At 56.5% G+C, this 15749-nt stretch carries 16 protein-coding genes; 3 read left to right on the forward strand and 13 right to left on the reverse strand.

Annotation, left to right across the window (positions count from 1 at the left end; genetic code table 11):
* Positions 1-13 precede the first annotated feature (13 nt).
* The 5 genes from PQR63_RS15140 to PQR63_RS15160 form a co-directional block, all read right to left on the reverse strand.
* A complete protein-coding gene (locus PQR63_RS15140; protein WP_408168831.1) occupies positions 14-916 on the reverse strand; it encodes a pseudouridine synthase in 903 nt (300 codons plus the stop codon).
* On the reverse strand, positions 913-2238 hold the full coding sequence (locus PQR63_RS15145; protein ID WP_408168832.1) for a type II toxin-antitoxin system HipA family toxin: 1326 nt from the start codon (positions 2236-2238) through the stop codon (positions 913-915). The genes PQR63_RS15140 and PQR63_RS15145 overlap by 4 nt, the downstream gene beginning before the upstream one ends.
* Positions 2235-2528: a helix-turn-helix domain-containing protein gene (locus PQR63_RS15150; RefSeq protein WP_408168833.1), complete on the reverse strand. Its 294-nt coding sequence runs from the start codon at positions 2526-2528 to the stop codon at positions 2235-2237. The genes PQR63_RS15145 and PQR63_RS15150 overlap by 4 nt, the downstream gene beginning before the upstream one ends.
* Positions 2529-2750: 222 nt before the next feature.
* Positions 2751-2942 carry a YjfB family protein gene (locus tag PQR63_RS15155; RefSeq protein ID WP_408168834.1) on the reverse strand — a complete coding sequence of 64 codons (192 nt, stop codon included), beginning with the start codon at positions 2940-2942 and terminating at the stop codon, positions 2751-2753.
* A 224-nt stretch (positions 2943-3166) separates the two neighbouring features.
* Positions 3167-3349: a hypothetical protein gene (locus tag PQR63_RS15160; protein WP_094564055.1), complete on the reverse strand. Its 183-nt coding sequence runs from the start codon at positions 3347-3349 to the stop codon at positions 3167-3169.
* A gap of 196 nt (positions 3350-3545) precedes the next feature.
* On the opposite strand from PQR63_RS15160, the gene PQR63_RS15165 reads away from it, so the two are divergent.
* Positions 3546-5591 (forward strand): site-specific recombinase, encoded by a 2046-nt coding sequence (locus PQR63_RS15165; protein ID WP_408168835.1) that lies wholly within the window; start codon positions 3546-3548, stop codon positions 5589-5591.
* A gap of 31 nt (positions 5592-5622) precedes the next feature.
* Here PQR63_RS15165 and PQR63_RS15170 read toward each other — a convergent pair whose 3' ends face one another.
* The 8 genes from PQR63_RS15170 to PQR63_RS15205 form a co-directional block, all read right to left on the reverse strand.
* Positions 5623-6429, reverse strand: a complete 807-nt coding sequence (locus tag PQR63_RS15170) for an anti-sigma factor family protein (RefSeq protein WP_408168836.1) — start codon at positions 6427-6429, stop codon at positions 5623-5625.
* Positions 6426-6926 (reverse strand): RNA polymerase sigma factor, encoded by a 501-nt coding sequence (locus PQR63_RS15175; protein ID WP_408168837.1) that lies wholly within the window; start codon positions 6924-6926, stop codon positions 6426-6428. The genes PQR63_RS15170 and PQR63_RS15175 overlap by 4 nt, the downstream gene beginning before the upstream one ends.
* A gap of 46 nt (positions 6927-6972) precedes the next feature.
* The gene (locus PQR63_RS15180) at positions 6973-7341 is read right to left on the reverse strand and encodes a COG4315 family predicted lipoprotein (RefSeq protein WP_408168838.1); all 369 of its coding nucleotides are present in this window, start codon (positions 7339-7341) and stop codon (positions 6973-6975) included.
* A 124-nt stretch (positions 7342-7465) separates the two neighbouring features.
* On the reverse strand, positions 7466-7909 hold the full coding sequence (locus PQR63_RS15185; protein ID WP_408168839.1) for a group I truncated hemoglobin: 444 nt from the start codon (positions 7907-7909) through the stop codon (positions 7466-7468).
* Positions 7909-8760 (reverse strand): DUF3034 family protein, encoded by an 852-nt coding sequence (locus PQR63_RS15190; protein ID WP_408168892.1) that lies wholly within the window; start codon positions 8758-8760, stop codon positions 7909-7911. Before PQR63_RS15190 ends, PQR63_RS15185 begins: the two co-directional genes overlap by 1 nt.
* 147 nt (positions 8761-8907) lie before the next feature.
* A complete protein-coding gene (locus PQR63_RS15195) occupies positions 8908-11292 on the reverse strand; it encodes a putative bifunctional diguanylate cyclase/phosphodiesterase (protein WP_408168840.1) in 2385 nt (794 codons plus the stop codon).
* A 45-nt stretch (positions 11293-11337) separates the two neighbouring features.
* A complete protein-coding gene (locus PQR63_RS15200) occupies positions 11338-11946 on the reverse strand; it encodes a methylamine utilization protein (protein ID WP_408168841.1) in 609 nt (202 codons plus the stop codon).
* Positions 11947-12066: 120 nt separating this feature from the next.
* Positions 12067-12693 carry a TetR/AcrR family transcriptional regulator gene (locus tag PQR63_RS15205; RefSeq protein ID WP_408168842.1) on the reverse strand — a complete coding sequence of 209 codons (627 nt, stop codon included), beginning with the start codon at positions 12691-12693 and terminating at the stop codon, positions 12067-12069.
* A 232-nt stretch (positions 12694-12925) separates the two neighbouring features.
* Here PQR63_RS15205 and PQR63_RS15210 point away from each other — a divergent pair, with 232 nt between their 5' ends.
* Positions 12926-14422 carry an efflux transporter outer membrane subunit gene (locus PQR63_RS15210; RefSeq protein WP_408168843.1) on the forward strand — a complete coding sequence of 499 codons (1497 nt, stop codon included), beginning with the start codon at positions 12926-12928 and terminating at the stop codon, positions 14420-14422.
* A 111-nt stretch (positions 14423-14533) separates the two neighbouring features.
* The gene (locus PQR63_RS15215) at positions 14534-15736 is read left to right on the forward strand and encodes an HlyD family secretion protein (protein WP_408168844.1); all 1203 of its coding nucleotides are present in this window, start codon (positions 14534-14536) and stop codon (positions 15734-15736) included.
* Positions 15737-15749 lie beyond the last annotated feature (13 nt).

A 15749-nucleotide genomic window follows, 5' to 3' on the forward strand; every position in this document is an offset into this window, starting at 1 on the left:
AAAATCAGAGCCATCAGAGCCTTCTAAGACTTTCGAAATAACGCACATCTCCGCTCAATGGATCAGTGAAAGCAATCGAGCGCGCCAGCAATTTCAGCGGCGCATCGTAGTTATCGGCCGCATCCGCCGGCACCGTATGCGGGTAGAAACTGTCATTGAGGATCGGAATACCCAGTGCAGCCATATGCACACGCAGTTGATGCTTGCGCCCGGTCACCGGATTGAGCCGGTACAACGCCTGATCTGCCTGGCGCTCAATCAGATCGATATGTGTTTCGGAGTTCGGTTCACCGGCCTCTTCGCGCATCAGGAAAAATTTGTCGGCATCCACCAGACGGCTGCGATACACAAAAGGGAAATCGCGCCCTTCCAGCAAGCCTGCCAACGCTTCGTAGGTCTTGTCCATCGTGCGTTGCTGAAACATTGACTGATACGCGCCGCGACTATCCGGATTATGTGAAAAGATGATGACACCGGCGGTCTCGCGGTCGAGACGATGGATCGGCGTCAGATTATCCAGCCCGGTTTTCTTCTTGAGGCGTACGAGCAAACTTTCTTGCAAAAAGCGGCCTGTCGGGATCACCGGCACGAAGTGGGGTTTGTCGACCACCAGCAGATGATCGTCCTGATGGAGGATGGTTTCTTCGAAGGGAATCACCTCCTCCCGGCCCTCCAGATCGCGGTAGTAAAAGATGCAATCGCCGCGTCGGTACGGCGATGCAGGCGTCATGGCTTCACCCCGCTGATTGACGACTTCTCCGCGCGCCATACGCTGCCGCCAGGTATCTTCCGACACACCGGGAAACCGTGCACACAGGAATACCAGCATGTCGCGCCACTGTTGCGGTGCATCTTGCAGCCACAGATAACTGGGTGCGACGCCGTCCTTCGACGGCAAAGGCGCTTTCGGTTTCATGCCTTGCCGGTAATTTTGCGTGCGGCACGGCGTTGCCACGCGATGACGCTGGGATTGGTATCCAGATGGGCTTTGATACGGGTTCGCTGGACGTCGGTCAGCGGCAAGGTGCGCAGCAGTTCGGGCCAGCTTTGCATGGCCCGTTCGACGGTGTCGACCAGAATCATCTGCAGTTTTGGCTCCGGGACGCCCCAGATATTGGCCAGTTCACGCAACACGGCCGGCGTCAGCAGTTGCCGCGCACGTTCACCCGGCGCGAACGCCAAGGCATGGCCATGCCCCGCCAGATAAGCCGAATACGCGACGATATCGTAAGCTGGCGACAACTCTGCGACTTGCGATGTGCGATACAGCATGCTGAAGTTTTTCAAATGCGCATCGAAATTCCCGAGCAGTTCATTCACCTTGATCCGGCGCAGCAGCTCGAATAAATCGTCCTCGCCTTTGGCACTGCGCTCAAGCAGAACGATGCCCAGTGCCGCATACGTACCGGCATATTTGGCAGCGGCGGGCGTCCCGGTGATCTGTGCAAAATCTTCCATGTGCAGACGCCCGGTCGGGGTTGTTGCATCACGGTCGAAACGGTGGATCAGCAAGAAGTTTTCAGCATCACTGCGCAGGCCGAACGGTAGACGGTCGGCAATCGCGGTGAGTGGAACCAGTTCGTGCTCGCAGACTTGCACGCCTGCGGCGCGCGCCAATGCCAGCGACGAGAACTCAACCTCAGGCATGTGCGGATAGTCAGAGGCCGGCAACTTGCCGATGAAATGCGCGCCCTGCGCATCTTTGGAACGCATGACATAGCGTCCGCCCGAAGCACGCACCAGTCCGATTTTTGGCTGCACGCCGGAAATCGACTCGCCGTCCGGCGTCGGCAATTGCCCTGCACTCATTTCGTAGCTATCGCGCCCCTGCCCGATCAGGCGGCCGAGATGCACGTCATCAAGACTTTCCGACAAGGCGGAGACATCGCCCGGCAGATCCTTGCCACAAAAAGCCAGCAAACCGAATTCGTCATCCGGGGGCAAACCCGCACGTTCAATCAGATGCTTGCGCAACTGGCCTTCGGGCAGGAGATTCTGAAAGAACGGCGGCAAACCGCCCTTGCCGTCCCCACGATTGACTTCGAGTGCGGGATTGAGCAACTGCGCCACGGTGCGGTCTTCGGTCGACGCGCGATAGAGCTGCGACAGAACCGGCCGTTGTGCATCGATTGCATAGGCATCGTCAAAGCGGAAATAAACCCGGCCGTCATCCAGCGCAAACAAGGAACCCACCTCAGTCACGCCAAGCCGGATCCGCAATGACCGCAGCATGCTCATGGCGTGCTCCTCATCAGACGATGCAGACGTTCGGAGAGTTCGGTACGGACGCCGCCCTCACCATCCGCCGCGCGTTGTGCGGAGATCTCCTGCGGGACCAGCAATAGCTCTAGACCAAGTTCGCTGCAGATGGACAGCAGCTTGCTGAGTTCGATGTTGCCCTTGCCGGTTTCCAGCGCTTGCAGCGTATTACGGTGGATACCACTACGCTCGGCCAGACTGGCCGAACTGAGCTTCTGCGATTTGCGCACTGCGCGGATGCGCGCACCGAGGTCTTGGACGGAATGCATAATAAAGTGTGCTTATGATCTTAAAGACCATTTTATTATGCATTTTGAAAAAATCAAGGATTTGCACAATAAATTAGTCAAATTATTAAAATAACCAATTAATTATGCAAATTAAATGAATCCCGGGCTTATATCCGAAATAGAGAGCACAAATGAAAAATCGCCCTGTAAGGGGCGATTTGGCTGCAAAACCTGCCTGTAAAAGAACGTGCCGATCAACAATCAGGCAACGGTGTTGACGTTACGGCCGACATTCGGATTGGCCGGCAATGGCGGCGGCAGTGCTTGTAAAACGCCGATGGCCGCAGCGGCTTGGGTATCTAAAGCCTTTTTCAGCATGGTCATGCTGACCGCGTCGGCAGTTTCCGCAGCGGACAATGCCGAGGCAACGGCGGGAATGTTTCCAATATCCATGACAACTCCTTGAATGACTGTATTTCTTAACGACATATTTCCGTATTTCTTTACGTCAATCAAGATTTTTTACAAAATTAATTTCAAATTATTGCCAATAAAACAAATAGTTAGCGCTTCATTAGCGACTCATTCACGCTAATTTCGGGTTCATTCAGGCAAAAAAAAATCGCATCACGAGGATGCGATTTCAAAAATGAACCCTGATGTGCCGGGTTTCCCCCTCAGGCCTTGGTATTGATGAGACGGCCTATATTCGGGTTGGCTGGCAGGGCCGGGCTGACAAGAGCGACCACATCATCGACAACATGATTAGCCACTTTTGTCAGATCCAGTCCGATTCCTTCCACGGCTTTTTTCGCCAGCCAAGCGGTTGCGACACCAGTTGCCAGAGATGCGATCTCCATGATGACTCCTTCGTACAGGTGCAACTTCCCGTTAGCGACACAATCTGACAACTCTTTACGATTTGCACATGTCCTTATCTTTGTTTTACATAGGTTAAGATTCTGCTCCATTGAAGCCTTACACTGGCCTCATCCAATCGCTTAAGATCGTCTCGGTATCCTTGCCATTCCGGTATTTCACTCCCTGCTTTTCCCCATGCTCCACATATTAGAAAAAATCAGCGCGTCCCCCGTCAATGCCGAACTCGATCTGCTGATCGAATTGATGAGAGCCATACGCCCGAAGAAACGCGAAGCACCGGAACTGGCCATCACCAACGTGCGCACACTGACGCACGTGCTGCAACAGCATCCGCACCATGCGGCAACGTTGCGCCATTACCTGCTGCATTTGTTGTCGGTGCGGCGCCAGACCAGCCTGTACACCGACATCGGCATTCTCTCCAATGACGGCTTCTTTTCAGAGCTGCATCGCCGTATCGCCTATCGCATCCTGCCGCCGGCCCTGGACGACCGCTATCTGCCCGATTGTCTGGAAAAGATATTCCCTTTCGATACTGATTATCTGTGGATGCAGGCCGTTTCGCCGGAGGACTGGGCGGCACTGTTTGATGTGGTCAGTCAGGCAGAAATCGAATTGCCCGATCTCGAACAAATCGACGAGCAAAAGACGCTGACTGAAATCCTGCTCGCCATCCAGGTGCTGTCGTATCGCATCAGCGCAATCGGTATCGAACCTGAGCTGATCCGCATTTACAGTGACATCAAAGCGTTTGAATCGCCCTTCCTGATGCAAAACGTCGAGCTGCATCGCTATCTCGACGGCTATATGCGTCATCTCAATGGCGACCCGACACCCTTAGAAGATGCCAGCCACGTACTGGTGATGCTGGAGCAATGCCAGGATGTCGTAAAGAAGATCCGCAACAGCACCCTGCGCCTGGGCACCAGCATCTCCGTCACTTATCGTCTGGTGCGCCTCGATCAGCATCTGGATCGCCTGCACAAATTGCTGTCATTGGTTGATGTCGGTACTACCGACTCATCCGCCGCTATCGCCAACGAAAAGCGCAGCATCGGCCTTCAACTGGGGCTGGAACTGATCGAAGCGCACAACCGCAAATACACCGTGCGCGACCTGTTTGCCGCCAATATCAACCTGCTGGCGCGCAACATCACCGAAAACGCCAGCCGTACCGGCGAGCATTACATTGCCGAAGACCGCCGCGAATACGCCGCCATGTACCGCTCGGCAGCGGGTGCCGGGTTCATCATCGGCTTCATGTCGCTGATCAAGATCCTGTTTTCGTATCTGCGCGCTGCGCCGCTGGTGGAAGCCTTTTTATTCAGCATGAATTATTCGTTGGGCTTCATGTTCATCCACGTGCTGCACTTTACTGTCGCCACCAAACAACCGGCGATGACCGCCTCGCGTATTGCGGCGGGCTTGCATAGCCGCGACGGCCGCAACATCGATCTCGACAGCCTGACGGAACTGATCGTCAAGGTTGTCCGCACCCAGTTCGTTGCTGTGCTGGGCAATCTGACTATCGCCTTCCCTGTGGCTTATCTGCTGGTCTATGGGTACTTCCTCATGACCGGGCACCACTTCGTCACACCGGACAAGGCTGAACATCTGCTGCACGATATCGATCCGTTTTCCAGTCTGGCCTTGTTCCATGCTGCCATCGCGGGCGTCTGCCTATTCCTGGCGGGCTTGATCTCCGGCTACTACGACAACAAGGCGCTCTATACCCGCATGTCGCAACGCGTGGCGCGTGCGCGCTGGCTCAACGGTTTGCTGGGCAAAGCCCGCACGGCGCGTCTGGGTGACTATCTGGAAACGGGCCTTGGCGGCCTGATGGGGAATTTTTACTTCGGTATTTTGCTGGGCACCATCGGCACGATCGGCTTCATGATCGGCCTGCCGATCGACATCCGCCACATCACGTTTTCCGCGACCAATTTTGCGATTGCGCTGGTTGCCCTCGACCACGCGGTGAGCTGGCATGTGATTGCGGTGTCGACTTTTGGCGTGCTGGCGATCGGTATGGTGAACTTGTGGGTGAGCTTTTCGCTGGCGCTGTTTGTGGCCTTACGGTCACGCCAAGTCAAATTCCGCCATAGCTGGCCATTGGTGAAATCGCTGTGCCGACGCTTCCTGAAAAAGCCGGTGGACTTTTTCATTCCACCGAAGACAGCACCATTGCCGGAGCCAGAGAGCGGCGTTGAGCCGTCTTGACGCTTTCGCTCTGCAACTTTCGCTCTGAGATCTATTTTGCCGGCTTGTCCAACTGCTCGTAGACCGTATTGGCAATCCGGGCCAACTCACCGCGATCAATGCTGCCGGACAAAGCATAGCCGAACTTGCCGTCGATCCAATAGAACACGTTGACCGTGCCTTCCTGAGCGAAACGGAACCCGGTGTCCTTGTTCTGCACCTGGTCGGTGGAAACGTACAAGGTCAATCGCTGACCGGCGCCGTCGTGGTACATGAATTGCGCCACCGGCCCGCTTTGGCCCGGCAACAGACGTCCGCCGATGAGTTCATAGCCCAGCGGTGCCAGCTTGGGAGCTCGCACATCAGCGCCGATGCGTTTGGAGAGCCAGCGTACCAGGGAGTCCTCCTGATCTGCCCCAACCTCAACCGGCCGGCGTGGATCGGGCGTATAGACGGCATGCGCGACAGCCGCACGGCGCGCCATCATCAACGGCGCATCCACGCGTGTCACCGATCCTGCCACACTGGCGATCCAGGTCACCGACGACGATTGCGCAGCACCGTGCAGATACCAGCCGCCGGCCCCGGCGAACACTGCCACGATCAAGATCGCGGCGTAGCGTTGCAACAACTCCCAGTTACTGCTGGGGCGTGCCGACAAACGCGCCGGCACCGGCTCATCCAGCACGGGATCAAACAACAGATGCAAGGCTTGATTTTGATGGCGATAGGTGCGCAGGCGTTCGGCCTCATCCGGATTGCCTTCCAGATAGGCGGCAACTTCTTCCAGCCGTTCTTCGGGCAGCAGGCCGTCGACATAACCTTGCAAGTCGGCTTCGGTAATCGGCATCGGTTTCATTTGACCACCTTCAACGGCGAAAGCTGGGGCCGCCCCTCGACCAGCGTTCGCAAGCGCTCACGGGCGCGCGACAGGCGCGACATGACGGTCCCGATGGGGATGTTCAGGGTCGCAGCCACTTCTTCATACGTCATTTCTTCCAGTACAACCAGCAACAGAATCTCTCTCTGCTCGGCCGCCAGCAAACGCAGGGCCGATTCCAGATCGTAGCCCACCAGCCGATCCGGCGCATAGGCAGGCGTGGCCAGCGCATCTTCGTCATCCAGCGTCACGGTCGGTATCACCGGCTTGCGACGCTGATCGACATGCAGGTTGTGCATGATGCTGAACAGCCAGGGCCGCATATCGGTACCTTTGCGCCAACTCGACAGCTTTTGCCAGGCGCGTTCCATGGTGTCTTGCACGAGGTCGTCCGCGCCTGCACGATCACCCACCAACGCCCGCGCGTAGCGGCGCAGGCGTGGGATGCAAGCTAACAAATGACTTTCGTCGGACATAAGTTTGCGGTGTGAGCGATTCGGACGATGGGACTGATCAGGCAGATCAGTTCTTGATGACGTGCCAGATGTTCTTGAAGTTATCACCGTTACGGTCGCCAGCTTTTTTGTCGGCAGCGAAGGTGTACAGCGGCTTGCCGTTGACGGCCAGTTGCGGGCTGCCGTCATCGCGCTTGATCACGGAAAACGGTGCGCTCGGCGTGCCTGTTGGCGCAACCGGTGGCCAGTTGGCGGCACATGGGCCGTTGCAGACGCTCTTGCCGGCGGTGTCGTTATCGAAGGTATAAACGGTCATGCCGCTGGTCGTGACGAGGATGTCATCCATCTTCTTGACGGCCATGTCTTCGGCAAAAGCGGCAGGAGCTACGGAGGACAGCAAGGACAAAGTCAGCAGGGAAAGTGGGAGCAGTTTCATTTCAGTATTCCTTTGGTGTCAGGGTTACGCGGTTTGCCTTACCCATGACCCGGTATACGTGGTGTACGACGGCTTTATTCCACGCGACTGAAAATATTTTTCGCCTCTGCCCTGCTGTGCTCCACTACTTGGTAACTACCGTGCGCTGCATCGGCGCCAGCAAGGCCAGCAGTTTGTTTTGGGTGCGTGAAGGAATATTCGATTTGTCCATCGCAGCCTGCAAATCTTCCACCAGGGCATTGAATTGCATGTTGTTCAGCGCCAGCCCCTGATGGACTTCTTTCATCGGGTCTCCGCTGTATTTGCACGGGCCGCCGCTGAGTTCACAGAACTGTTCCGTGATCAGCTTGGCGAGGCGCTTCATATCGGTATCCTTGAAGGTATCCTTGATGCGCACATCAGCCAACGCCAACACCAGGGTATCGTCAACCACTTTGGTCAGCACCTCCAGCCCACCCAGGTCGCGATAGAGACTGTCGTCGGTTTTTTGCGCCTGTACAGGCAATGCTGTCATCAGGATGACCAGGACCGCAGCCAGCCAGCCGGCTTTATTTGTCGGAGTTTTCATCAGAAGCCCGCCTGCACGGAGAGATACACGCCATCCTGGCGTTTGGGGTTATAGATGGTGATATCGCCCAGCGAGACATAAGCCAGCGTCAGCGACAGATTCTTGCTTGGGAACCATGCAATGAAGGCGTCGTAGTAATCCTTTTCGTTGTCGGCGGCAAGATTGCGCGGTTTCATGCGGTACTCGGCACCCAACACCCATTTACGGTTAAGCAGATACGCTACCGAGCCTTCCAGCATGGCTTGATAGCGGTCGCCCTTGTCGCCGCCGAATCCGAGGATACCCATCTGATTGGCCTTGGTGGCACGCACTGTAGCGTTGATCAACAGGCTCTGGTCCAGAAACAGCTTGGTCGCCGCGAGATAGTAATCAATGCCGGAGTCATCCTTGGCGCCCAGCAGCTTGACGTTATTGACCGCACCCAACCCGCCGATACCGTTGTTGCGCTTGATCATCATGCCGGCGGCAATCTGGGGCATCCAGGTGTCCTGATCGTAGACAATATCGCCTGCCAGTTTGACTTTGATGCCGTAGATGTCCTGGTCAATGCGAAGATTGTTGAGTGGCGCCTGACTACCGGTAAAGCGTTGCTTGGCCACCGACAGCTCTACCCGGTCGGCGATGCCGACGGCAACGCCATACGAGGCAAGTTTGTAGTCCTGCGTGCCGACATAGGTGTAGTGCGCATTGGCGCCATAGCTGTCGCGCGTGCCGTAGCCGGTGATGGTCGCCCATGGCACCAGTCCGCCACCGCCCGCACCTTCGACCTGAATCACACCGGCCGTCGCCATCAGTTTGCCCAAGTCAGGCGTCATGCTGCTGGTTTGTGCCGCAACGGAAGTCGCCGCCATTGCCAGCGCGCAGGCTGACATGGCGATCAGTGGCCTGGTTGGTCTGCGCGGTTTAAGTGCGCCGAGCGGCTTTAACGAATTGGATGCTTTATTGGATTGCTTGTTTGTCATGTTCCCCCCTGCTGGCACGACTTGCTCTTCAGCAAATCATATCGCCATATTTTCCGACTGGCCAGGCATTTCCGGGGCTTTCCATTGCTCCAGCCACTCGATAAAGCGGTCTCCCGGCATCGGCTTGCTCATGTAATATCCCTGCGCCTGATCGCAGCCCATCTGCTTGAGCAAATGCCAGACGGCAAGCGTCTCAAGGCCTTCCGCGACAACGCGCAGGCCAAGGTTATGACCGAGATCGATCGTCGATTTGACGATCTTGGCGTCATCGGCGTCGTGTTCCATGTTCATGACGAAGGATTTGTCGATTTTCAGCTCGTCCACCGGCAAACGCTTCAGATAAGCCAGCGACGAGTAACCTGTACCGAAGTCATCAATCGCCAGTTCCACGCCCATGCCGTGCAAACGCTCCAGCGTCAGTTGAGCGCGTATCGGATCATCCATGATCGCGCTCTCGGTAATCTCAAGGCACATTGACGACGGCGACAATTGATTACGCGTCAGGATATCGGCGAAATGCGTCGGCAAATCCTGATCGAGCAAATCACGCGTCGACAAATTGACCGAAAATTTCAGTGTGATGCCCTTCTTCTGAAGCTCGGCGCAGAGGATTGCCGTCCTGTTCAGCATCCAGGACGTCAGCATGCGGATGAAACCGGTAGTCTCGGCAAAGGGAATGAAGTTGTCCGGCCCGATGAAGCCTTTTTCTGGATGCACCCAACGCACCAGCGCTTCGGCACCGACCACCTTACCCGTGGCCAGTTCAACCTTGGGTTGGGCATACAGAAGGAATTCATTGCGATCAAGCGCGCGGCGCAACTCACTCAAGAGGCTCAGGCTTTCCTGGCTGCTCTTGTCGATCGACGGATCGTAGACGGTGAAGCCGCTGCCACGACGCTTGGCAACGTACATCGCGACTTCGGCGCTGCTGAGCAGCGTATCGCTGTTCTGCCCGTTTTCCGGATAACCCGATATACCGATACCAGCGCCCAGATCGACGGTCTGGTCGCCAATGGAGATCGGCATTTCCAAGGACTGCAAGATGCGCTTGGCCTGGCGGATCGCTTCAGTTACATCTGTGGCCGGCAGCAAGATGGCGTACTCATCACCGCCGAGACGAGCGACTTTGTCGTTTTCGCGTTCCAGTTGCTGCTCGAGGCGACGGCCGACTTCTCGCAACAGGCTGTCGCCAAAACTGTGACCCAGCACGTCGTTGACGTGCTGGAAGCGATCCAGATCCATCATCAGAATATGGCACTGTCCATTGCTGGCCTTGGCGCGTTCGATGGCGGAATTCAACAAGGTTGCAAACTGCACGCGATTCGGCAAATCGGTCAGCGGATCCCAATACGCCAGGCGTCTGATTTCGAGTTCGCGGTTGGCGATGCCGGTACGCATGCTCTCAAAGGCATCCGCCAGTTTGCCGATCTCGTCGCCGCCCTTGATTTCAATCCGGGCGCGATAGTCGCCGGCGCCCAGTCGCTTGGCGATGTCCGCCAATAACCGCAACGGGCGGGTAATGCGACGCGCCACGAAAGCACTGGCAAAGATCGCCATGACCACGCCGATCACACTGATCGTCAGCAGAATCAGCTGCAGACGTCGGTATGGCGCGACGGCTTCACTGATCGAGCGCTGCAATACCGCGACAGCACTTTGATTGGACGATCCCTTGGCCAGCACCAGCAGGCGTGCGCTGTAATCGTTATCGCCGATTGTGAGTTGTGGAATGAAAGAACTGGTGTCGGGCTTTTGCGGCAACCGATGCATCAGCATGCCGGACTCTTCTTTCGGCAGCGTCGACACGTCCTGCTGCCACTGGCCGCCGCGTGTACTGACCATGACGCTAACTTGCAGCGACGACAGGGCGCGCATGTCGGAGATCAGCTTCTGATCCACCGGGAAGCCCATCACGATCCAGCCGATGACGACCGGTGCACGTACCGGTACAGCCACGATCTGGAACAAGCTGTCGTCGACGATCACTGTCTCCGACGCGCCATTGGTATCGGCCCCTTTGGTCACCAACTCCAGCGCGCTACGCTGCAGGTCTGCGCTGGGATACGCTTGCGTGGAAGCCTTGATCTGTTGGTCTGTGCCGATCAGCATCGACAAGGTTGCGCCGATGCGGGCGCCGTGGTTTTCCAGTACAGAGGTGATTGTGCCGCGGTCGTCGGTACCGATCGCCTGGCGAAAACCGAAATCCGACGCCAACAGACGTGCACCCTGCGTCAGTTTGTCGGCGTTCTGTTCCAGCAAGCGTAAAAACACACGCTCGCCGATGATCAGTTCGTCGCGAATCGAGGCACGGGCATTTTCATCAATGGCTTTGCGAATAGCGACAAAACCCGCCAGTTGCACCAGCAGAATCAGGACGATGAACAACGCAACGATGCGGTTTTCTAGACGATGCCAACGCACTTTGAATATGTCCCCTTTTGTGTGTCTGTGCTTGCTTATTGCTGCTTACTGTACCGGCACGGCCTTGACAGCCAATTTTACCGATGCTGCCATATCCACGCCCTGATAGTTGAGCGGCTGTTCCATGGCTACCTCGTTGGGCGCCATCTTGAAGTACCAGGCTTTCAAGGCGTATTTACCGTTGGCAAGCCCTTCCAGCTTGGCATGGCCCGACATGTCTGTTTTGGCGAAATACGGCGTGTTTACCACTTGCAGATACGCCACCATCTGGTCGTGAATATTGCAACCCAGGATGACTGTACCAACTTTATCGAAAACGATGGGACTTGTCGGTACGCCGGAATATAGCTTCAACTCAAATGTTTTTGCAGGAGAAAACGAATAAACGTGATGGCGAACCTTGTCATGATTCGGGAATAACACGGGTGTTCCGACTTGCACAACACTGACCAAGGGGAAGAATTTGATGTCTTTTTGCTCAATTTCGGCCTGCTTGAGCGACTTGGGGACGTTCTGCCCCCCGGTCGGTTCAGCGTAGACGACAGCATTGGGCACTGGCGTTCCCGCCACATCGAGCACCTGCACGGTAACGGTGGCCCCCAACGCGTGTACGGACGCTGCCGACACCGTCAGGACGATTGCTGCCTTGAGCATGCGGCGAGCATGCTCTTGAACGAACGATAAACGCATGATCTGAATGAATCGAAAATTGGGCAGAGACTCCTGCCGACCCGCTCATTCTGGATTTTATGAATGTTTAATGAGCGAGGCTCATTATGCAATCAAATTTGATCTTTGCGCAGTTAAATAACCAACAACAGCAGGAACAATTTCGGATCGCACATGCGCAGCATTAAGCCCCGGTGGCGCAATCAATACTACCGCATTGACGAGCGCCTTGAGCATGCGTTGCACAACAAAGGCCGCCACATCGACATCCGGCGAGGTGATGGTCTTGCGATGCTTGGTCAACACCCCCTTGATCGCCTCGAAAAACCGCTGGCGCACATGGTTGGAAACCGGGAGGTGAAAAGAAGGAAACTCTTCTTCCAGGATGCGATTGAGTTCAGGCTCAACCAGATGCGCGGCGACGAGCGCCTCGATCAACGCCTCGAAATCGCTTTCCAGACTGCCCGACGCATCCATCGTCGCAACGACTTCTTCGAACAGATGCAGCATGCGTGCGACATGGCGCTCACGCAACGCAAAAATCAGCGCGTCCTTGTTGGGAAAATACTGATACAGAGAGCCAACGCTGATACCAGCGGCTTCCGCCACCAGATTGGTATTGGTCTTGGCATAACCACGTTCGACCAGCACTCGTGCCATGGCGTCGAGAATCGTGTCGACCATGGCTTTGGAGCGTGCCTGGCGGGGTTCTTTCCTTGGCTGCAGTTTCATTTTTTTATTCCAATTTACAACATGAGCTAATGTTCGTATATACGAGTATAATACAAAAGATGAGTTTTTACTCGCCAGTCTCCAAAGAGCTTCGGCGGGACGCCTTCCACGAGTTCTCCAGCGTATCGGCAGATCACAGCAACGTCGGCGACAAATTCAACTAAAAGCACCAATAACAGCACCACCCGTTCTGACCCGGATATCGCAACAAAAAATCACCTTGGAGAACTACATGAAATCCGCCTCATCGCCCGCACTGCGTTTGCGGGTGATCGCTTTGTGTACCCTGACAATCGGCGTGCTGGGCCTGTCCGGCTGCGCCAGTTTCAGTGGTATCAACAGCGACAAACACATGGCGCAACCCGACGACTACGCCGTCGAGCGCAGCTTGTCCGGCCAAGGCCAGGGGCAATGGCCAACCACCAACTGGGTGGAACAATTTGGCGACCCGCAGCTGACCGCTCTTATTGCAGAAGCCATGGAAAACAATCCCAGCCTGCAGCAAGCCCAGGCCCGCATCGCTTCCGCCAGCGCACTGGCTGAAAGCAAAGGCGCGCCGTTGTTGCCGACCATCGACGCCGAAGCGTCGTTTACCCGCAACCTGTTCCCGGAAACCACGATCTACCCTGCCCCATACGGCGGCAGCTGGTACAACGAAAAGAAGGCTTTCCTGAATCTGGGGTACGAGCTGGATGTGTGGGGCAAGAACCACGCCGCGCTTGAACAAGCGGTCTCGCAGAAAAAAGCGGCCGAAGCCAGCGCGCAGGAAACTCGTCTCGTCATCACCAGCTCGATTGCGTCAGCTTACAACCAGCTAGCGACCGAATACGCCCTGCATGACATTTTGCAGCGTACCGTCACGCAGCGTGAATCTTTGCAAAGAATTACCGCCGACCGCGTCAAAACCGGTCTTGATACGCAAATCGAACGCAGCCAGTCGCAAGGCAGCAGCGCCGATGCACGTGCACAACTGGTGCAAAGCGAGGGCCAGATCACCCTCACGCGTCAACAACTTGGCGTGCTGATGGGTAAAGGCCCTGACCGTGGCCTGCAAGTCACAGCACCGCGCATGACAACATTGACCACCCCGGCGTTGCCATCGGCCTTGCCACTGAACCTGCTGGGACGTCGCCCCGACATCGTCGCCGCGCGTTGGCAAGTTGAAGCCAGCAGCAAAGACATCGATGTCGCCAAGGCGCGCTTCTATCCCGACATCAACTTGTCGGCGATGATCGGTTTTGACTCGCTGCTGAACGCGAATCCGTTTACCGCGGCCAGCAAGAGCATCGCTTACGGCCCTGCCATCAGCCTGCCGATCTTTGAAGGTGGTGCATTGCGCGCCAACCTGAAAGGTTCGTACGCTTCGTACGACATGGCCGTGGCGTCCTACAACCAGACGTTAAATGATGCCTATGGCGATGTTGCCAAGCAGATTACCGGCATCCGTTCGATCGATCGGCAGTTGCCGATCCGCCGTGAAGCATTGGCGTCGACGCAGCGCGCTTACGACCTGGCCAAGGAACGCTATCGCATCGGCCTGACTTCGCAGCTCGTCGTGCTGAATGCCGAAACTGCCCTGCTCGGCCAGCAACAAGCACTGATCAATCTGGAAGCCAGCCGCCGCAACCAGCAGATCGGTTTATTCAAGGCACTGGGCGGCGGATTTGACGCGCAGCAGGCCGGACTGGCGATTGCACCGCCGGCTGCAGGTACCGCAAAGCCCCAATAAATTTATTAACAAAATTGTTCCAAGCGTGGAGTAGCCGGCCTTCAGATCGAAACTGATCGATATCGCTGGCTGCACCTCCCAGACAAAATCAAGAAATACACGGAGTAATTCATGAGTGAAGCCCTTCCACAAAACGGCAACAGCAACGGTAATGGCAAACGCAAGCGCCAGTTGCTGCTGCTGACGCTAGTCATTATCCTGGTCGCCATCGCGTTCGGCCTTTACTGGTTCCTGGTCGCCCGCTTCTACGAAGAAACCGATGACGCCTATGTTGGCGGCAACGTCATCCAGATTTCCGCTCAGGTCGGCGGCACCGTCACCGCCATCAAGGCAGATGACACGCAAGTCGTCAAAGCAGGTCAGCAATTGGTAGCGCTTGATGCCGCTGATACCAAGCTCGCGCTGGCGCAAGCCGAAGCAGCTTTGGCGCAGGCAGTGCGTCAGACACGCCAGACTTTCTTGAACAACGACACCTTGTCGGCCAATGTCACCGCGGCAGAAACCAATCTGGCGCGCACCCGTGACGACCTGCAACGCCGTCAGGCCGGTATCGCCTCCGGCGCCGTTTCGCAAGAAGATCTGTCGCACGCCCAGGATGCCGTCAAGAACGCCAACGCTTCGTTGGAGCAGGCTCGCGCCAGCCTGGCGGCCAACCGCGCGTTGACCGACCACACCAGCGTGACTGAACATCCGAACGTGCTGCAGGCAGCGACACAAGTACGCAATGCTTATCTGAACTATGCCCGCGTCAACATCGTTGCGCCGGTATCCGGTTTTGTGTCCAAACGTTCGGTCCAGCTCGGCCAGCGCATCGCCGCCGGTAGCCCCCTGATGGCGATCGTGCCGCTGGAACAGATCTGGATCGACGCCAACTTCAAGGAAGGCCAGTTGAAGCACATCCGCATCGGCCAGCCGGTTGAAGTCGTCGCCGATGTCTACGGTTCCAGTGTCAAATACAAAGGCACCGTGATCGGCTTCTCGGCCGGCACCGGCGGCGCTTTCTCGCTGCTGCCTGCGCAAAACGCCACCGGCAACTGGATCAAAGTTGTCCAGCGCGTGCCGGTACGGATCGCACTCGACCCGCAAGAAGTACAAGCACATCCACTGCGCGTCGGCCTGTCGACCACCGCCACCGTGAACATTCGCGGCGACGGCAAGGCGCTCGAAGCAACCGCCACCAATTATCAGACCAACGTCTACAGCGACCTGGGCAAGCAAGCCGATGAAATCGTCGATCGCATCATCAGCGACAACGCCAGCGGCTTGCCGGTAGCGGCGCGCAAAAAGACTGCCATCGTCATTCCTCACACCTGATCGGACGCATCCT

This window comes from Herbaspirillum rhizosphaerae (assembly GCF_046025915.1).
Classification (GTDB): Bacteria; Pseudomonadota; Gammaproteobacteria; order Burkholderiales; family Burkholderiaceae_D; genus Herbaspirillum; species Herbaspirillum rhizosphaerae_A.